The organism is Pirellulales bacterium, from assembly GCA_036490175.1.
Lineage (GTDB): Bacteria > Planctomycetota > Planctomycetia > Pirellulales > JACPPG01 > JACPPG01.
The window spans coordinates 35,297-52,207 of sequence record DASXEJ010000359.1 but is presented as its reverse complement, the minus strand read 5'-3'; the positions used below and the strand labels follow the sequence as shown (position 1 = coordinate 52,207).

Sequence of the window (16,911 nt, the reverse complement as noted above, 5' to 3'; positions counted from 1 at the left end):
AAATCCATTGTACCGCTTCGCTCGATGCCCACAAAAGTTGGGAATCATGGCAGTCGGCCCACCAGCTACAACGATCACGGATTCAAATTCTGTCCGTGGCGTCCCTGTGCCGGTAGCTCGATCGCCTCGCTTAGCGGAGAACTGCTTTCGTCCTTGAGTAGCTTTCGTCCGCCTTGAAGCTGGGCGAAGAAAAAATAAAGGCCGGGAATGATCAAGACTCCAATGGCCGTGCCGATGAGCATGCCGCCCGCTGCCGTGGTGCCGATGGTCCGGTTGCCGATCGCCCCGGCGCCTGTGGCAATGACCAATGGAATCAGACCGGCGATGAAAGCGAAGGAGGTCATCTGAATCGGCCGGAAACGGAGTTTCGCAGCTTCGACGGCCGCGTCCTGAAGCGAGGCGCCTTCCTGCCGCCGCTGGGTCGCGAATTCTACGATCAAGATCGCATTCTTGCCCAACAGACCGACTAGCATGATCAGCCCGATCTGCGCATAGACATCGTTAGCCAGACCCAGTGCTTTCAGGAAGAAGAAGGAACCAAAAAGCCCGACCGGTAACGACAAGACCACTGCCAGCGGCAGGATGAAACTTTCGTATTGAGCGACCAGCACGAGATAAACAAAGACGACGACAATTAGGAAGATATAAACCGCCTCGTTTCCCTTTCTTGATTCGTCGTAAGCCAGGCCCATCCAGCCGAGATCGAAACCGCGCGGCAACGTCTCGGCGGCAACCTCCTTGATGGCCTGAATGGTCTGACCGGTGCTGTAACCAGCACTCGGCGCGCATTGAATAGCGGCCGAGGTGTACAGGTTGTAGCGCGTGATTTCGTTCAGACCTTGCTTCGTCTTCATCGTCAGAAAGGCGGAATAAGGGACCATTTCCCCTTTGTTGTTCTTGACGAATAGGTTGTCGAGATCCGCCGGGTAGCGCCGAAATTCCGGCTTGGCCTGTACGAAAACCTTGTAGAAGTAGTTGAACCGAATAAATCCCTGCTCCCAGGTGCTACCAATGAGAATGTTGAGGCTGTCCATTGCATCCTTGATGGTCACGCCCTTCTGCATGGCCACGTCATTGTCGATGACCAAATCGTACTGGGGGTAATTAGCAGCATAGAAGGTGAACAGGTTAGTCACCTCTTTGCGCTTTTTCAGGGCGGCCATGAACTTGTTGGTCACCTCTCCGAGTCGCTGGTAATCAGCGGAGAAAGTCGTGTCGAGCACCAAGGTCGAGACACCTCCCGCGTTGCCAAACCCAGGAACTGCGGGCGGTTCAAAGAACTCCAGCTTCACGTTGCTCATCTTGCGGCATTTTTCTTCGAGATCCACGATGAGCTGGCGTGCGGTTCGCTTGCGATCCGACCAGTTTTTCAAGTTAATGATGCAGGTACCCGCGTTCGAGCCGCGACCTTCGGTCAGAACCTCGTATCCGGCCAATGAGGTAACCGAGGCAACTTCCGGGACCTCCTTTGCAATTTTTTCCAGCTCATGAGACTTGGCGTTGGTGTACTCGAGCGTGGAGCCCGGAGGTGTCTGAAGGACCGCGTAAATAATGCCTTGGTCCTCGCCCGGGATAAAGCCCGTCGCCAGCTCCGCGTCGACAACAATAATACCGACGCCAAAGCCCACGACGACGGCCATGGTGAGCGTGCGGCGCGTGACGATCCGCCGTATGACGGCAGCATAACCGCCTGTGACCCTCTCGACGGCGCGATCAAACGGCTTACGCACGAATGGCAGGGCAATGAGTCCGAACCCAATCGGCCCCCACAACTCATAGGCCAGATACGTGACGCCGCACAAGACGATCGCCCCTGCGAGCGCAACAAGCACCTTGACTCCGAGCCCGCGCGGCCGCTTCACGTCGCTCGTGTCCATGCCAGGGCTTGTATGCGAGCCAACGCCGTTGTGGTTGTGCGGCTTCAGAATCATCGCGCAGAGCACGGGTGTTAACGTGAGGGCGATCAGGCCGGATAGGACGATGGACGTGGCCATCGTGATCCCAAACTCACGGTAGAAGGTACCAGTCGCCCCGGGTATGAATGTCACCGGCACAAAAACAGACGTCATTACGAGGGTGATGGCAATGATTGCGCCCGAAATCTCGTGCATGACCTCGCCTGTCGCTACGTAGGGCGATAAATGCTTTTGCGCCATTTTGGCGTGCACCGCTTCGACGACCACGATCGCATCGTCCACCACGACCCCAATCGCGAGAACCATGGCGAAGAGCGTGATCAGGTTGATCGAGAGTCCCATCAACCGCAAAACAAAGAACGTCCCGACCAGCGAAACCGGAACCGCTAGTGTCGGGATCAGCGTGGATCGTAAATCCCCGAGGAACATGTAGACAACGAGCGACACGAGGATAAATGCCTCGAGTAGCGTATGCAGCACCTTTTCGATCGAAGCGTCCAGGAACTTCGAGACGTCATAGGCGAATTCGTAGTCCATCCCTGGAGGAAACGACTGCTTCTTGATTTTTTCGAGTTCGGCCTTGATCGCCTCGATGACCTCGGCCGCGTTCGATCCCGGGGCCTGCTTGAGAGCGATGGACGCTGCGGGATGCCCGTTGATGTCGGAATAAATGTCGAAGAACTGGGAGCCTAACTCGACCTCGCAAACATCCTTGAGCCGCAAGATCTCGCCGTCGGGGTTTGCTTTCAAAATGATGTTTTCATACTGCGCCGACTTGTTGAAGCGCCCGATATACGTCAACACGTACTCTTTGGATTGCGATGTCTTCCCAGTGGCCTCGCCGAGTCGTCCGGGCGAGCCGATCACGCTCTGTTCCGACAGAGCCTTCATGACATCCTCGGTAGACACGTCGTAGGCGCGCATGCGGTCCGGATCAAGCCAAATCCGCATCGCAAAGATGCGGTTGCCGAGGTTTCTGGGGATGCCCATGCCTCTGATCCGCTTCAGCCGGGGCATGACGTAGAGGTTGGCAAAGTTAAAAAGGTCCGTCTGGTCGGCATTGGGATCAGTGCTGTAAATATTCAAGTACATCAGCATGCTCGGCACGACCTGGCTGACGAGGATACCCTCGCGCACCACGAGAGGTGGGAGCTGAAACAGCACGATGTTGACCCGGTTTTGCACGTTCACGACGTTGATGTTCGGATCCGTGCCCGGCTCGAAGTAGATAATGATTGTCGCTTCACCGGCACTGGTCGCAGAGGACGAAATGAAACGCATGTTCTGGACGCCGTTGATGGATTGCTCCATCGGGACCAGTACCGAGTCGACCAGGACATTGGCGCTGGCGCCGGGATAAGAAATGGACACCATCACCGTCGGCGGCGCGATGTTGGGGAACTGTGCGACCGGAAGGGTTTTGATCCCTAAAATTCCTAGGAATAGGAGGACGATGGAAATGACGATCGCGAATGCCGGTCGAGTGAGAATTTTCGTGAACATGGTTCCGCGACTATATTGTTTCCGTTCGGTGTCGAGAATCTCGCGAAGGCGCGGCTATTCGGCGTGGAATTTTTGGTTCTTCAGAGCCTCCTCCGGCGTAACAAAGCTGTATTCCACTTTTGTGCCGTCCTCAACCTCTCGCACCCCTTCCAGAACAATCTTGTCTGTCACCTTAAGTCCGCTTTCGATGACAAAAATGTCCTCCAATTCGTACTTGAGGGTGATCAGGGTTTGATGCGCAACGGAGTCCTCGCCTACGACCCAAACGTACCGCTTGTCAAGGATATCGAACGTGGCCCGCTGAGGAATGACGAGGACGTTCTTCAATGGCCGGAGAATCTTGATGGTGCCGGTCTGGCCGTGGCGCAGCAAGCCATCCGGGTTGGGAAAATCCGCGCGGAATTTGACGTTTCCATTTTCGTTGTTGAAGTCGGCCTCGATTGCCCCGATTTTGCCGGCCTGCGGAAACACCTCGCCGTTCGCCAGCACGAGCTCAATCTTGTCGTCCGTCTCACGCTGCTTCTTGGTCGCCATGTAATGCAGGTAGTATTTCTCCGGTACGTTGAAGTACACCCACATGGTGCTGTTGTCTGCCAAAGTGGTGAGGACGTCCCCCTCCTTGACCAGGCTGCCCTCGCGCTGCAGAAGGCGGTCGACGAGGCCGTCGAACGGTGCTTTCACGTCGGTAAACTTCAACTGCGCGTCGGCATAGTTCGCCTGGGCCTGGGCCTCTTCCATTTCGGCCTTCTGGAGTGACACTTCATTCTGAGAGACTACCTTGTCGTCGGCCAACTGCTGGGTGTACTTATACTTCTGTTGCGCGACGCTGGCCTTCGCCTGCTCGGCGTCCAATTTTGCCCTGTAAAGAACGGGCAGGATTTCGAACATCAAATCGCCCTTCTTCACCGCCTGACCTTCGTTGATCGAGATTTTGTTGATATATCCACCCTCTAAGGTGCGAACGTCGATATGGCGTTGCGAGCGAATCTGGCAGACAAATGACTCGGTAATGGTGACGTCTTCGACCATGGGAGTGGTTACTACGATTTTCTGCTCATTCTGCGCCTCCCCCTCGTCCTTATGTGAATTCGACTTGAACCTGTCGTTGACAAACTGCCGTATGGATTTCATTCCAAACAAAGCACCAGAGGAGCCATCGGCCCCCATCTTCGACAATCCAAGAATTCCGCCAATGGCGAGCGCAACGAATACCACGAGGAAGATGACGGGGCGCCGCGTGACAAGGCTAATGGGTTTCATCGCGCTTGCTGCTCCGAAAATGGGACTCATGTCCAATACTGCTCGTGACTTGTTTTCGGCCGAAGAACTCCGGCGTCGTCCGCCCCGGGTGTCTTGCGTCACACCGTCGGGTTGCTCCTGGCACTGCCGGCCGTTCTCTTGCCATATCGAATCCGCTAATTGAGGAGCTTTCAAAGGATGCGCTGCGAATGGCTCCCGCAGGCAACGATGAGATCGAATTCGGCATCTATGGATCTCGCAGGTATGATTCGGCGGCCTAGCTGAATTTTTCCGAAAAAAGAGGTTAAATGACCTGGCCTTTATTTTCCACCTGTCGACTCCTCAGGCCGAGGTGTCGACGTTGCTACGCCAGCACTCGGCCGGACCAGCCCACGAACGCGCTCGACGGCACTCGGGACTTCTATCGGGTGGCTGCGTATCAGCCATTGATCCTGAAGTTGCAGAGTGGCTCGAAAGGCATCGTAAGTTGCGTAATGCGGCCGGCATTCGCTTGGTGGTCTGTAATGGCCATCCTCCGGGTATCGCAAATGATCGTTGTGCCCGTTCGCATGGAAAGCAATTCATTGACAGTTGCGATTAAAGCCAGCAACCACTGTGCCCCTCGCGAAGAATTCTCGTCAACGGCGTGCGCTAGACGGGTAATTGGCACCGCCAGCGTCGAATCGTTAATCTATCGCAGGGATGGCGTACTCTCCAACTAGCCAATTGTGGGGTAACGTCTTAAGGCTGTGGTGCTGAATCGGGCGGAACCCATACGATACTGTATGGTAGCTGTTGCCGCCTCCTACCTGGCGACCTTCTAGCAGCGTGTTGCCGGCTGATCCGATAGCACCTCAAGATTTGGCCCGTCGACCAATCGATGCCTCGGGGAATAGTTCGGCAGCCCTTTGTCGATCAGCGTCTGTGCTGTCGTTCCAAAGGAAAGCCGATCCTTCTGGCAATACGCGGAGATTCTGCGTGGTCTGCTCGATTCGGATATTGCCTTGGGGACCGCATTACCACATGGATCACCCCGAGATCGATCATGCTCGCAGTCACCACGATTCTTCGCTCATACTGCGATTTTTCTTAGCGGCGACGGCGACAAGTCAGCAATACGAGTCCGCCGAGCGCGGCGAGGATGAGTGTCGAGGGCTCGGGCACGACCGCCGCCTGCTCCATAGGTTTGCAGCCAATGCGTAGCAATCACATTGATGTCGAGCCCGTTCACCGTGCCATCGCCGTTCGCATCACCAGGCAGAGTGGCCGGACTGCCTGTATGCAGCCATTTGTTGGCTATCAAGTTGATGTCGAGCCCGTTCGTAATGCCGTCACCGGTTACATCGCCGGGAATCGACACACGCAGAATCCCTTGCGTGTATAAGAGCGATGTATCCCAGTGCAGGCCTGGATCCAGCGACGGCAGCGTGACTGAGGAAAACGTGCCGCTTTCCGATCCGAATTTAAGCAGGTGAAACTGCTCACCGTTATGCGGGTCGTCACCGCCTGCAAACGTTACAGCAAGGCTGCCCGTCGCCGTCAGGGCGCTGGTCACGCCGAGCTGGCCGTACTGCGTGCCGAGCGTGCCCCCGGCGAGCGCGAATTGCACAGCGCTACCGGATTGCAGCATAAGGTTGGATTGAAAGTTTAAAGTGCCACCGCTGGCGCGCGACAGCGTGCCACCGCTCGTTGCGCTTGACACCACATTCAGTATTTGCCCGCTCGCAGCCTGCACAGTACCGCCAACATTGTTGAACGAACCAACGATGTTCCCTGCACCGTCGATCAATCCGTAGTTTGTGACCGATGTCGCGTTCAACATGGCATGCGCGGCATCCGTAAAACGAATCTCTGCGCCCGCGCTGTTGTACATTGCTGGCCCGTCGAGTGGGGGCGCATTTGCATTGAAGGTTGCGTTGCCGATCTGGAGTAGTCCTCCAGATTGTGTGCGACAAAGACATCTCCGGCGGAGTCCGTTGACACGGATTGAGGCGACGACAGTCCGAAACCGAGAGTGCCCACGTGCCCGGCAGAATCGACGTATTCCACGCGGCCGTTACCGCTATCCGCGACATAGAGTAGCCCGTTAGTGCTGTCGTAAGCCAGGCCCGTCGGAAAGCTGAACTGTCCGACAGCGCTGCCGGCTCCTCCGAAGGAATTCAGAAAGGTCTGACCATGCGAGTCGGTCACGCTCAACACGCAAGTGTCATAGCCGCGTAGGCGATTCGACGGTCGCTTGTCATGACGTTTCTCGCGATCTTGTGGATAGCCGCGCGCCAGTGACCGTGCGAATAGTGAATACGGCCGTAACGTGCCAGATAGGTTGAGCTAATGATGACAAGCTCGCGACCCAATTGCGCCTAGATGGCGGAAGCGTAATCTGGGAGCGCGCACGTTCTGCCGGATTTGCCCTTTCGGAAACTGGTTTCCTAGAGGCGCGTGAAACGGCCACAAGCGCCTTGGGGATCGTTGCGGCCTAATGGCGTCAGTTCATGCGAGCGGGCATGCACTCTGCCGATACCGCATCGGTTCCCGACATCAACGAGAGCGAATAAAACAAAGGCCGCCCCGTCGGACGGCCTGTCGTTTTGATTCACTCTCGGCAGCTAGGCTTTACGCTTTCGCAGGCTATAGCCGACGAGCGAAGCAATGCCTAATCCCAACAGGATCGCAGTCGACGGCTCAGGTACAGGGTGGGAGCTAGACGTAACTAATCCTTGCGCGTTTGAGCCATCGGAGTTGTAAGGGCTGATCCATATCACGTCGCTCAACGGGCTCGTGTTGGTTCCGAGCGCCGCAAGATCCGCATTGTAGAAACCTTGGATAGCAGCACTCGTCTCTCCCGGCCCGGTGGCCAAGCCAAAATTTGCGCCGAAAACCTGCGACCAGATCGCGGCCTGCAAACCTTCCTGAGCATCTGCCGACGTCGCTCCGGGGGCAATGTTATCCAATAGCCAGGCGACCTGTCCCGCATTCGAGAGAAGACCACCATGAACGATCCCGGCATCGGAAAGCGTGGCGAAGTAAGAGCCGGGAACGTTTATGTTCGTGGTAATCTCTACGCAGTAGAGATACGGCACCGGTACGCCATCCAAAAAGCTTGGCGAGATACTTCCACTGCTTGTTTGAAAGGGCTGGCCATCATTCGCACCGGTAAGGGTGATGTAGAGGGGCCCGTTTTGAAAGTTGGCACCGGCGTCGAGAGTCGTGGCACCAACATGGTTCGAGAAAGCCAGCAGCGCAGTGGCTGCTATGGCTGCACGACGAAAGAGTCTCATTAGCGTTCTCCTGTGGTCCGAATGGTGATACTCAACATGCCTTCTGTTCGATCGACGCCAACCGATGATCGTCAACTTCGGACGACGTCAAATCGATCCAGGAATCGCAGTGGTTCCCAGCGTAATCACGGACTTTCCGTAGTCGAGAGTCCGCCGGGGTTTTCGCACCTTATTCTCGCCGCGCATCGCCATTCGCTTTGCTTTGTAGCGACATTACTCGAAATGCGCAGCAGACAAGCAACGTCGTACGCTGGTACGAACGATTTGCTGGACGCGAATTCAGTCTGTTGCTAGGGACGATTCACCGGGCGCTGCAATTGAGGACGGTGTTACGGATCGAACTGCCTGCGGGCACGACGGCATGGCCGTCAGCAAAATGGCAATAGGCTGCCGATCATTTGCTTCAGGCGATCAGCGCCGTGCAAGTGCGGCAAAGAGTGCAGTCGTGGCTGCCGTTCGTGTCACACCGGAAGACGCAACGCGTTCTGGGCAGATGCTCCGGCGATGTCCGCGGAGTTGCGAGTGTCATGAACGTCTCTATGACAACTGGGCGGTAGGGATTTTTCTCCCCGCCTCGCCCACCTCAGTAGCCGTAGTCAGGTATTGCGACGGTATCGCGCAGATCGCGACCGATGAAGAAATCCGTAACGCATGGTAGTCCCATCAGCCGGGTGACGATGTTGCGGAACCGAATTCCGAAAGCACTCTTCGGGGCGAAAGAGCTGGCGAATTTCGCCGCCGATTTCTGCTTGCGCTTCAGCAGCGGCATCATGCGCTCCTGATAGCGGGCAACGGCGATGCAGTGGCCCCCCCCGCAAACGCAAAGCTCACCGGCAAGCACGTAGGCCTCTAGCATCGCCAGTCCGGTGCCTTCACCCGCGAGCAGGGAAACGCAAGCTGCCGCATCACTAATCAGCGCCGTGCGGCCAGTTGTCCAGCGATCCATCCGAATCTGACTGGCCTGGTCGAAATAGATTTCACTGGCCTTCTCCATGGCGGCAAGGATCTCGGGACATTCCCAGCCGAGGCCGGCAAAGACGCTCCTCAGCGCGGATTTGCCTTCTTGTTCAGTCGAGATGTTCTCGACGGGCAAGTATTCGTCACGAAAAACGAAGAGAAAGAGCGTCTTGTTCTCGCGCATGGAAAATCGAGAAATCTGTTTTCCCGGAACGCCGTAGCTGACGTAAACGAGTTCGTCACGCGGCCGGTACCCCTCGACCTCAAACGCAGCGACGTGATAACCCAGCGAGACTTCAAACCCTGCTTCGGGCCCGAACGCGAGCCGGCGGACGCGCGAATGCAGCCCGTCGGCACCGATGACTAGGTCGGCCTCGCGCGGGGCGGCATTATCGAAGCTGACCCGCACGCACTGCCCCGCGTCCTCGACCCTGGCAATGGAGTCGCCGAAGATCGTTTCGACTTGATCATTCAGCGCTTGGTAGATCGTGGCGGAAAGATCAGAGCGCCGTAGGCTTGTGAACCGGCCATGAGTCAGCCGGCCGAAAACGTCGACCGAGAAGCCGCCACGACGGAGCTGTGGCGCCTCCTCAACGAGCGCCACGTCGTGACCGGACTTCGATAGCCAATACGCGAGTGTCGGACCGGCGATGCCTACCCCATTGATAATGATCCTCATCAATGCCTCAGTCGCCTGTTCAGTGAAAAGGTTATCCCGGTCTCTTGGATTACTCGTTCCGCCACGCCGCCGCCTAGCCGTTCGGTGAAGGGCGGTAGATCTCGTCAGCGGATGCCGGGGCGACTCCGAGTTCGCTGGCGACCGCGTTGACCGCCTGCTGAGCAACGTTGAGATCTACCCGACCGTCAGACGTGAAGTAGGGGCCAATGTAGCGATCGTAGTATTGCTGCACTTCATCACGCGTCAGCCGGTTTAGGAAATAGGCGATGTAGTCGATGGCTAACTGGGGTTTTTCGGCGATTGTACGAAGGGCGCGCTGGTTGGCTCGCACCAGCGCCAAAAGCGCCGGGTCGTCGAGCGGGATATGCGTGGGGTCCACAGCGATCCCCACGGTGGGAATCTGAAAGTGGTCGCCGACCCAGGACAGGACCGAATAGCCCTCCTCGGCCGCAACCTGTTCGGGCGCCAAAGTGCTGCCCACGTAGGCCGCATCGATCGAACCGTCGCGAAGGCGGCGTAGATCCATCTGGTAGTCACCCGGGAATCGTGCTAGGCACTGCAGATCGCGATCGGGGTCGAGACCGTGCTTGCGGAGCACGATCCGCGCGAAACAGCCGGGTGCGGTGCGGGGTGGGTGGACCGCCAATCGGCGCCCGCGAAGATCCTGCATGGATTTCACCTCGCCGCGCCCAAGGAACCAGAACAGGGGACGATGCGTGTTGACGGCCAGCATATTCCAGGGGATGCCATCGGTCAGCCGTGACAACAAGGTCCGACCTAAACCGATGGTTGCGCCGCCGCGCAATCGTTCGGTCTTCCACCTGATTCCGTCGCGGACCGCGACGTGGATGCCTTCATCCTCGAAATACCCCTCCTGATCGGCCACAAATGCGATCAGTTCTTCGTGGAGTCCGCGGCCGACGAAGGCCAGATCGATCGTGTGCGCAGGCGGCATAGCCTGTCTCCTTATCTCGGAATCTAGGATCGTGCGTTCGCGCTTGCTGCATTTAGTCCATTGCCAGGCCGCCGTTGACGGGAAGGTAGTGGCCGGTGGTGAAGCCGGAATCCTCGCTTGCCAAGAAGGCAATTGTCTTGGCGATATCTTCGGGCCGCACCAGCCGACGCATCGGTGTGGCGGCGGCCAGCTCGCGCAGCCGCTCGGCCGTCAATTGCTCGGTCACCCTGGTTCCTTCCACCGTAGACGGAGCGACCAGGTTCGCGGTAATTCCCTGCGACGCCAGCTCCAGAGCGACGTACCGCACGAACTGGTCCAGGGCCGCCTTGGCGGTGCCCAGCGCGATCATCCCCTCGCGCGCGTGGCGCGACAGCCCGGCAGTCAGATAGATCAGCCGACCATATCCGCGCGAAGTCATTCCCGGCACAACGGCTTTGGTCATCAGAAAAGCGGCATGCAGCTCACTATCCAACTTGCCGCCGAGTTGCTCCCAGCTCAGCTTGGCGAACGAGGTGATCACGAACGGCGTCATCGCATTGTGTACGAGCACGTCCGTCCCACCCCACCGCCGATCGATTTCATCGACCATGGCGGTGACGTCGTTAGGCACGGTGACGTCGGCTTTAATCGCCACCGCTTCCCCGCCGGCCGCTGCGATGGTGGCCACCACCTCCTCGGCATGCGGCGCACTGGCGCGGTGGTTGACGACCACCCGGTATCCCTGTTTGGCCAGTAACAATGCGGTTGCCGCACCGATTCCCCGGCTGGCACCCGTGATTAGTGCGACTCGTCCCATCGTCTTTACCTCGTCTTCGGTGAAAGTTGAATGAACTCAGGTCGCTGGCACTCCCGGCTTGCCGGTTCGATCAAACCCATCCATCCTTCGGCGCCTAGGCGCCGAACCAGTGTTCGGTGATTACTTTCTTTCGTGTGTAGAAAGCGACGGCGTCAGCCTGCGCATCGACATCACCGTAAAGCGAATTCTTCCAGCCGCCGAACGGAAAGAACGCCATCGGCGCCGGCACGCCGACATTGATGCCGAGCATCCCAACCTGAATGCGCTCGCGGAAGATGCGCGCCGCTGCGCCGGATTGCGTGAACAGTGAGACCGTATTGCCGTATCGGCTGCAGTTCGTCAACGTAATCGCAGCGTCCAGGTCCGCGGCGCGCATCACGCTCACCACCGGGCCAAAAATCTCCTCCCGCCCCACGAACATCTCCGGCGTTACATCGTCTAAGACCGTCGGCCCGATGAAGCAGCCGCGCGGCCTATGGGGGACTGTTTGGCGACGGCCGTCGAGGCGAAGCCGCGCTCCTTCCGTCACCCCGCGCTCGATCGCAGCCCGAATCCGCTTTTCCTCCTTTGCGTTCACCACGGGACAGAGCGTCGCGGAGTCGTCCAGGCCGTCTCCCAATTTCAGTTCACTCGCCGAGCGAATGAAGGCATCGACGACAGCGTCCTGTCGCGCCCGATCGCCGACCGCCACCAGCACACTGCCGGCCAGACAGCGCTGTCCGGCAGAGCCGAAGCACGATCCCATCAAGGCGGGTAAGCTGCGCCCCAAGTCAGCATCAGGCAGGACGATCAGATGGTTCTTCGCTCCGCCGTGCGCCTGAACGCGCTTGCCGTGCGCTGCCGCGATGCGGTAGACCGACTCCGCCACCGCCGATGTTCCGACAAAGGAAATGGCCTGGACATGTGGGTTGGCGATGAGCCGTTCGCTTACTTCCTTACTGCCCTGCACGACGCCGACGACACCCGGCGGCAAGCCGGCCTCAGCGAACAGCTCGATCAGTCGCGTGCCCGTGAGGGGTGCCTTCTCGGCAGGCTTAAGGACGAACGTGTTCCCGCAGGCGACGGCGAGCGACATCATCCACAGCGGAATCAAGGCCGGGAAATTAAATGGCGGAATGCCGACCACCACACCCACAGGTTCGCGGATCGTATGGCAGTCGACGTCGCGCGAAATGCCGGTCAGCGACTGTCCCATCAACTGAGAGGGTATGCCGCAGGCAAATTCGACGACGTCAAGCCCACGCCGTAGCGAACCATGTGCCTCGCTGAGCAACTTGCCGTTTTCGCGGACGATGCTGTGCGCCAACTCAGAGAGGTTCTGTTCCAATAGGCCCCGGAACTTGAACAAGACATGAGCCCGATCCGGCGCCGGCGTAGCGCGCCAGCCAGGTAAGGCACGGGCGGCGGCAGCGCAGGCCTCGTCCACCTGCTCCGGCGCGGCTTCGCGCACCGGCGCCAACAGCTCGGCCGCGTCGGCCGGATTGCAGATATCGCGGCTCGCGTTCCCACGACCGTCGATCCAGGCTCCGCCAATCAAATTCGGCGCGGAAGCCGATCGCGAAGATGTTGCAGTCGACCGATCAGGGACAGCATTGGTGCCCATGAAGTGTTCCAGAAGCTAATGAGTGCCTGTCCAGGGACAGATGCCTATCGAATCATCGGACTCGCTGGCAGAAAAACCCGGGGCCGATGTCGGACCAGAACGGCCCATCGAGAAGTTCGCATAAAGCCTCACTACTCCATCGATCTCGATCTGGGCCATACATGGCGCTACACCGGCTTGGTCGTGTTGGAACGATGAGTTTCAAGCCGAGGAACATCTCAATATCACTTCTCTCTCGGAATGAACCCGGGAACGCCAGTCTCCACAACGGCGTTAAACCTGACCCGCGACGTGATTCCTTCGTTAATCTCCCGCATGGCATCTTCTGGAATCGTCGAGATGTCAAAGTTCTCGTTGATCCAGCGAGGGGTCGTCGCCGTGGTCAGGAGTGCCGTCCCGCGTTGGATCGCCCAGGCGAGCAAGACCTGGGCTGGCGTCTTGTTGACGCGCTTGGCAATTGCGGTGACGACAGGATTTTCGATTAACTTGGGCTCGCTACTGTGTCCCAGCGCCGCGAATGCTTGCAGCACGATGCCATTCGCTTTGCAATAGTTCAAAAGGTCCCATTCGGGGAGGTATGGATGGGACTCAACGTGAACGACCGCAGGCTTGATTCGCGCGGCTTCAAAAATCTCCTTCGCCTGTTCCAGGCTGACGTCGGATAATCCGATGGCTTTGCACTTGCCACCGTCCACGAGGCCCTCCAACGCCCTCCATGTATCCAGGAGCGTCACCCCTTTGTCATAGAGCACATTGCCATTTGCATCCCTGGGGTCTTGCTCGTCTCCAGGTTGAAACGCAAAAGGAGTGTGGATGAGATAGAGATCAACGTAGTCGACTTGGAGTCTCTTGAGGCTGGCCTCGAAGGCGGGTTTGACGCGCTCGGGGCGATGGTTGTTATTCCAGAGCTTCGTGGCGACGAACACTTCCTCCCGCTTGATCCTCCCGGCCTTGAATACCTCCTGCACCGCTTCGCCGACCTCCTTTTCATTTCGGTAACGTTCCGACGCGTCGAGCGCACGAAATCCTGTCTCCAGCGCCGCCTTGGTCGCGGTTCTGGTTGCGATGGGGTCGGGAATGAGTGTGCCAAAGCCGAGCGCGGGAATTGCGCCCGATCCATTGTTGAGGGCGATCTTTGTATAGCGAAGTTTGTCGTTATCGACCATTGTCGCACCGCTCCGTATAACGCAGGTGAACGTCAGCCACGCGACGTCGCAGGGCCATCTCTAGTCAGTGGAACGCCACTGCCCGGTAACTGTTCGGATTGTTCTTGATCGTCCCGGTCGAAGCTGTGCAAACAATCGCCAACTCGGCAGCCAGTGCGACGACTTGCGACGCGTCAAACGCAACGTCCAGTGCGATCATCGCAAATAACCCGGCGTTGGCTTGCCGAAGGGCGGCAGAACTCGCAGCCGGGGGCGACTTCCTGCGACATGAGTACCAGCGCCCTCCGTGTAGAACCTTGTAACGACACCCAAATCGGCTGCTTTCAGTGCCACGGCGTAGTTCGCGAAGACAGAGACAATCCCGGAATGGTTTTTCGTCATCGCGACTGCTTCATGCTGATGGCGCGCAACATATGACGGTCTGCAGCGGGAATCAACAAGTGCCGCCGTGTATTGCGGACTTGTAAGGAGTCATCGAGTGACGACACTCAAATTCGCAACCCGCCGCGTGTCCAACTGCCGAGCCCTAGTCTGCACACCATCCGTCGCATTGTCGCGCGAATATACAAGAAACGACAGACGACGTTCGTCCCTTTCGCGAAATTGTGCCAGCGGATGTGCAAGAGTTCTGACGGGCCGGAAGCCCGGCAAGGATTCCTTCAAATGAAACAGAACCGGCACACCGTCAGCGCGGGCATGACTGGTTACAGAATCAGCCCGAAGCTAGTGGTGCAGGACCGCAGCGGCAAAGCCCAGATTAGCGGGAGGACGGAGAGACGATCGGCTATTTGCCGACCGACGCTTCATCCTTTGTTGGCTTGACGTCAAAGCCCAGATCCTCGCCTTCGTGCGTCACCAAGCCGATCTGCTCCAAACCACCACGACGACCGTTGTACCACAACATCCAGTGCCCGCCGTCGAATATTGCATAAGGCTTATAGCAGGCGTCGTGATCCCATTGGTTCTTGCCGGGCCGCACGATCGGATTTGCCCCGTGACGGCACCAATTCGTGACGCCATCCTTGGATCGTGCCAGGCCGATTTGAGCCGTGCTCTCGTCGCGAAAACCAATATAGAACATGACATAGCCGTCGGGTTGCTGAATCACCTGACAGGCAGTGACTTTGTGCCGCTCCCAAATACTTTGCGGATCTGGCACGAAGATGGGGTTGCCCGAGTGCTTCTTCCAGGAGAGGCCATCCCTGCTTGTGGCATAGCCAATGGCGTTAGGCTCGTTTCGCTCGCCCGCGCTGTACCACATTTTGTAAAGCTGTTCAGCATCGTCCCAAAGCACGTGCGGGCACATCACGCACGCTTCTTCCCACGGCTGATCGGAAATGAGCACTGGCTTTTCGCTCATGCGTTGCCAATTGCGGCCATCATGGCTTGTGGCGTAACCCAGGGCCGACCCCTTTGCGTTGAAGCCTGTGTACCACATGTGATACGTCTTGCCGCGTTTCAGCACGACAGGACGGTTGATGTCATCTTCCCATCCGCTTTCTGCGCGCGGAGCGACGACGATTTCCGGCGGCGTCCAATGCAAACCGTCGAGGCTTTCGACTAAAGCGACCGACGCCTTCGGCCGCCAAGAAAGCCACATGCGATATTTTCCGTCGTCCTTCAAAACCGATATATCAAAGCACGTCCCCAGCGCGCCGCCCAGAAACGGATTGCCCTTCGATTTAAGCCAACCCGCGGTTGTCTGCGGCCCGGTGGTCGTGGCCGGTGCTGCGGAATTGCTTGTGGCAAATTGCCACTGACGAGGCTTCAATCCGGCGGCTTCGGCGTGTGCTCGCACGCGATCGGCTGAAAGCACCGTGCGATAGATGGCGACTTCTGCCAACGACCCCATGAGCGACCTGCCTTTCAGCCACGGATCGCCACCGCACTGAATCGGACGGTCGTTGACAATGCTGCCTCCGCCGTCAGCGGCCTCGTTCGCCAATCCTCCGTCGACGTAGAGCCTATTGAGTCCCCGACTCGACCGCGTCCACACAAGATGATGCCAAGCTCCGTCGTTGAGGGCGCCGGGAGATTCGACCAACACATCGTGTGCCGTTTTTGGTCCCACTCCCACGATCACGCAGCCTTGCCGATCGCCATCCCGGGTCGACCCGCCCAGCAGGGCCCAATCGCCCGAGCCATCGCCCGCGGTCGCGTTGCTGATCAACGTCGCACTCGCGGGCCAAAAAGGGGCTACCCAAGACTGCGTCGATTTCAACCACAACTCAACGCTCATTTCGTCGAGCGCGAAATCCGCATGCGAAGGTATCTCAACATAAGCGGACTTGCCGTCAAATCGTGCCGCTTTGCCGCCAGTCGCGGGTGCGTCCACATCGAGCGTTATACCGCCGTGATAGACTCCCGGGTGCCGACCGATCTCATCCTTGGCGAGCATGCCCTCGTCGGCGGACTCATCAACAAACCGCCAATAGCCGATCGGCAGATCTTGTCGGACTTCATCGGGGTAATCCGCGAGCGCCACGGTCCCCAACAAGGCCATGACCCAAAAACCCGCTAAGTGGCCGCACGATCTAAGCATGAATGCACCCAGTACGGAGTCCGCTACGCTTCAACGACATAACGCACTTGAATCTGGCCGCGAGCTGGGTCTGCAACACTGGATGCTACACTGACGAGCCGAAGCGTCCGGTGCGGTAGCTGCGCGGGACAGCCCTTGGTCCTTTCTCGCCGAGACTGCATCCATTGGACCACTTCCGCCAAACAGCCAGCGACGCGCGCACGTCGGGTCGCAAATGCCTGCCAAATGCTGGCTGCCGGAATACGACGCGTATGCTGCTTCGATCGGTCAGGATTTT

The 16,911-nt window shown here is 58.2% G+C and carries 11 protein-coding genes; all 11 read right to left on the bottom strand.

All coding sequences use genetic code 11. The features are described 5' to 3' along the window. Window positions 1-74 precede the first annotated feature (74 nt). Window positions 75-3,419 (bottom strand): efflux RND transporter permease subunit, encoded by a 3,345-nt coding sequence (locus tag VGG64_27555; GenBank protein HEY1603391.1) that lies wholly within the window; start codon window positions 3,417-3,419, stop codon window positions 75-77. A 54-nt stretch (window positions 3,420-3,473) separates the two neighbouring features. Further along, window positions 3,474-4,781, bottom strand: a complete 1,308-nt coding sequence (locus VGG64_27550) for an efflux RND transporter periplasmic adaptor subunit (GenBank protein HEY1603390.1) — start codon at window positions 4,779-4,781, stop codon at window positions 3,474-3,476. A gap of 949 nt (window positions 4,782-5,730) precedes the next feature. Further along, window positions 5,731-6,531: a dockerin type I domain-containing protein gene (locus VGG64_27545; protein HEY1603389.1), complete on the bottom strand. Its 801-nt coding sequence runs from the start codon at window positions 6,529-6,531 to the stop codon at window positions 5,731-5,733. 733 nt (window positions 6,532-7,264) lie between these two features. Continuing rightward, entirely contained in the window at window positions 7,265-7,936 is a 672-nt protein-coding gene (locus VGG64_27540; GenBank protein ID HEY1603388.1) for a PEP-CTERM sorting domain-containing protein, read from the bottom strand. 583 nt (window positions 7,937-8,519) lie between these two features. Further along, on the bottom strand, window positions 8,520-9,497 hold the full coding sequence (locus tag VGG64_27535) for an FAD-dependent monooxygenase (protein HEY1603387.1): 978 nt from the start codon (window positions 9,495-9,497) through the stop codon (window positions 8,520-8,522). A gap of 148 nt (window positions 9,498-9,645) precedes the next feature. Further along, window positions 9,646-10,527, bottom strand: a complete 882-nt coding sequence (locus tag VGG64_27530) for an ABC transporter substrate-binding protein (protein HEY1603386.1) — start codon at window positions 10,525-10,527, stop codon at window positions 9,646-9,648. A 52-nt stretch (window positions 10,528-10,579) separates the two neighbouring features. Beyond that, complete coding sequence (locus VGG64_27525; protein ID HEY1603385.1) at window positions 10,580-11,323, bottom strand: SDR family oxidoreductase; 744 nt, start codon at window positions 11,321-11,323, stop codon at window positions 10,580-10,582. Window positions 11,324-11,417: 94 nt separating this feature from the next. After that, complete coding sequence (locus tag VGG64_27520; protein ID HEY1603384.1) at window positions 11,418-12,926, bottom strand: CoA-acylating methylmalonate-semialdehyde dehydrogenase; 1,509 nt, start codon at window positions 12,924-12,926, stop codon at window positions 11,418-11,420. Between the two features lie 224 nt (window positions 12,927-13,150). After that, on the bottom strand, window positions 13,151-14,092 hold the full coding sequence (locus VGG64_27515; GenBank protein HEY1603383.1) for an aldo/keto reductase: 942 nt from the start codon (window positions 14,090-14,092) through the stop codon (window positions 13,151-13,153). Between the two features lie 64 nt (window positions 14,093-14,156). Further along, window positions 14,157-14,291, bottom strand: coding sequence for a hypothetical protein (locus VGG64_27510; protein ID HEY1603382.1), 135 nt, complete (start codon window positions 14,289-14,291; stop codon window positions 14,157-14,159). A 585-nt stretch (window positions 14,292-14,876) separates the two neighbouring features. Further along, window positions 14,877-16,634 (bottom strand): LamG-like jellyroll fold domain-containing protein, encoded by a 1,758-nt coding sequence (locus VGG64_27505; protein ID HEY1603381.1) that lies wholly within the window; start codon window positions 16,632-16,634, stop codon window positions 14,877-14,879. Between the last annotated feature and the right edge of the window lie 277 nt (window positions 16,635-16,911).

What these genes read in the sequence shown, in the direction of transcription:
- VGG64_27555 (HEY1603391.1), bottom strand. Translation starts at nt 3,419, where the DNA reads ATGTTCACGAAAATTCTCACTCGACCGGCATTCGCGATCGTCATTTCC.
- VGG64_27545 (HEY1603389.1), bottom strand. Translation starts at nt 6,531, where the DNA reads ATGTACAACAGCGCGGGCGCAGAGATTCGTTTTACGGATGCCGCGCAT.
- VGG64_27540 (HEY1603388.1), bottom strand. Translation starts at nt 7,936, where the DNA reads ATGAGACTCTTTCGTCGTGCAGCCATAGCAGCCACTGCGCTGCTGGCT.
- VGG64_27530 (HEY1603386.1), bottom strand. Translation starts at nt 10,527, where the DNA reads ATGCCGCCTGCGCACACGATCGATCTGGCCTTCGTCGGCCGCGGACTC.
- VGG64_27525 (HEY1603385.1), bottom strand. Translation starts at nt 11,323, where the DNA reads ATGGGACGAGTCGCACTAATCACGGGTGCCAGCCGGGGAATCGGTGCG.
- VGG64_27520 (HEY1603384.1), bottom strand. Translation starts at nt 12,926, where the DNA reads ATGGGCACCAATGCTGTCCCTGATCGGTCGACTGCAACATCTTCGCGA.
- VGG64_27515 (HEY1603383.1), bottom strand. Translation starts at nt 14,092, where the DNA reads ATGGTCGATAACGACAAACTTCGCTATACAAAGATCGCCCTCAACAAT.
- VGG64_27510 (HEY1603382.1), bottom strand. Translation starts at nt 14,291, where the DNA reads ATGATCGCACTGGACGTTGCGTTTGACGCGTCGCAAGTCGTCGCACTG.
- VGG64_27505 (HEY1603381.1), bottom strand. Translation starts at nt 16,634, where the DNA reads ATGCTTAGATCGTGCGGCCACTTAGCGGGTTTTTGGGTCATGGCCTTG.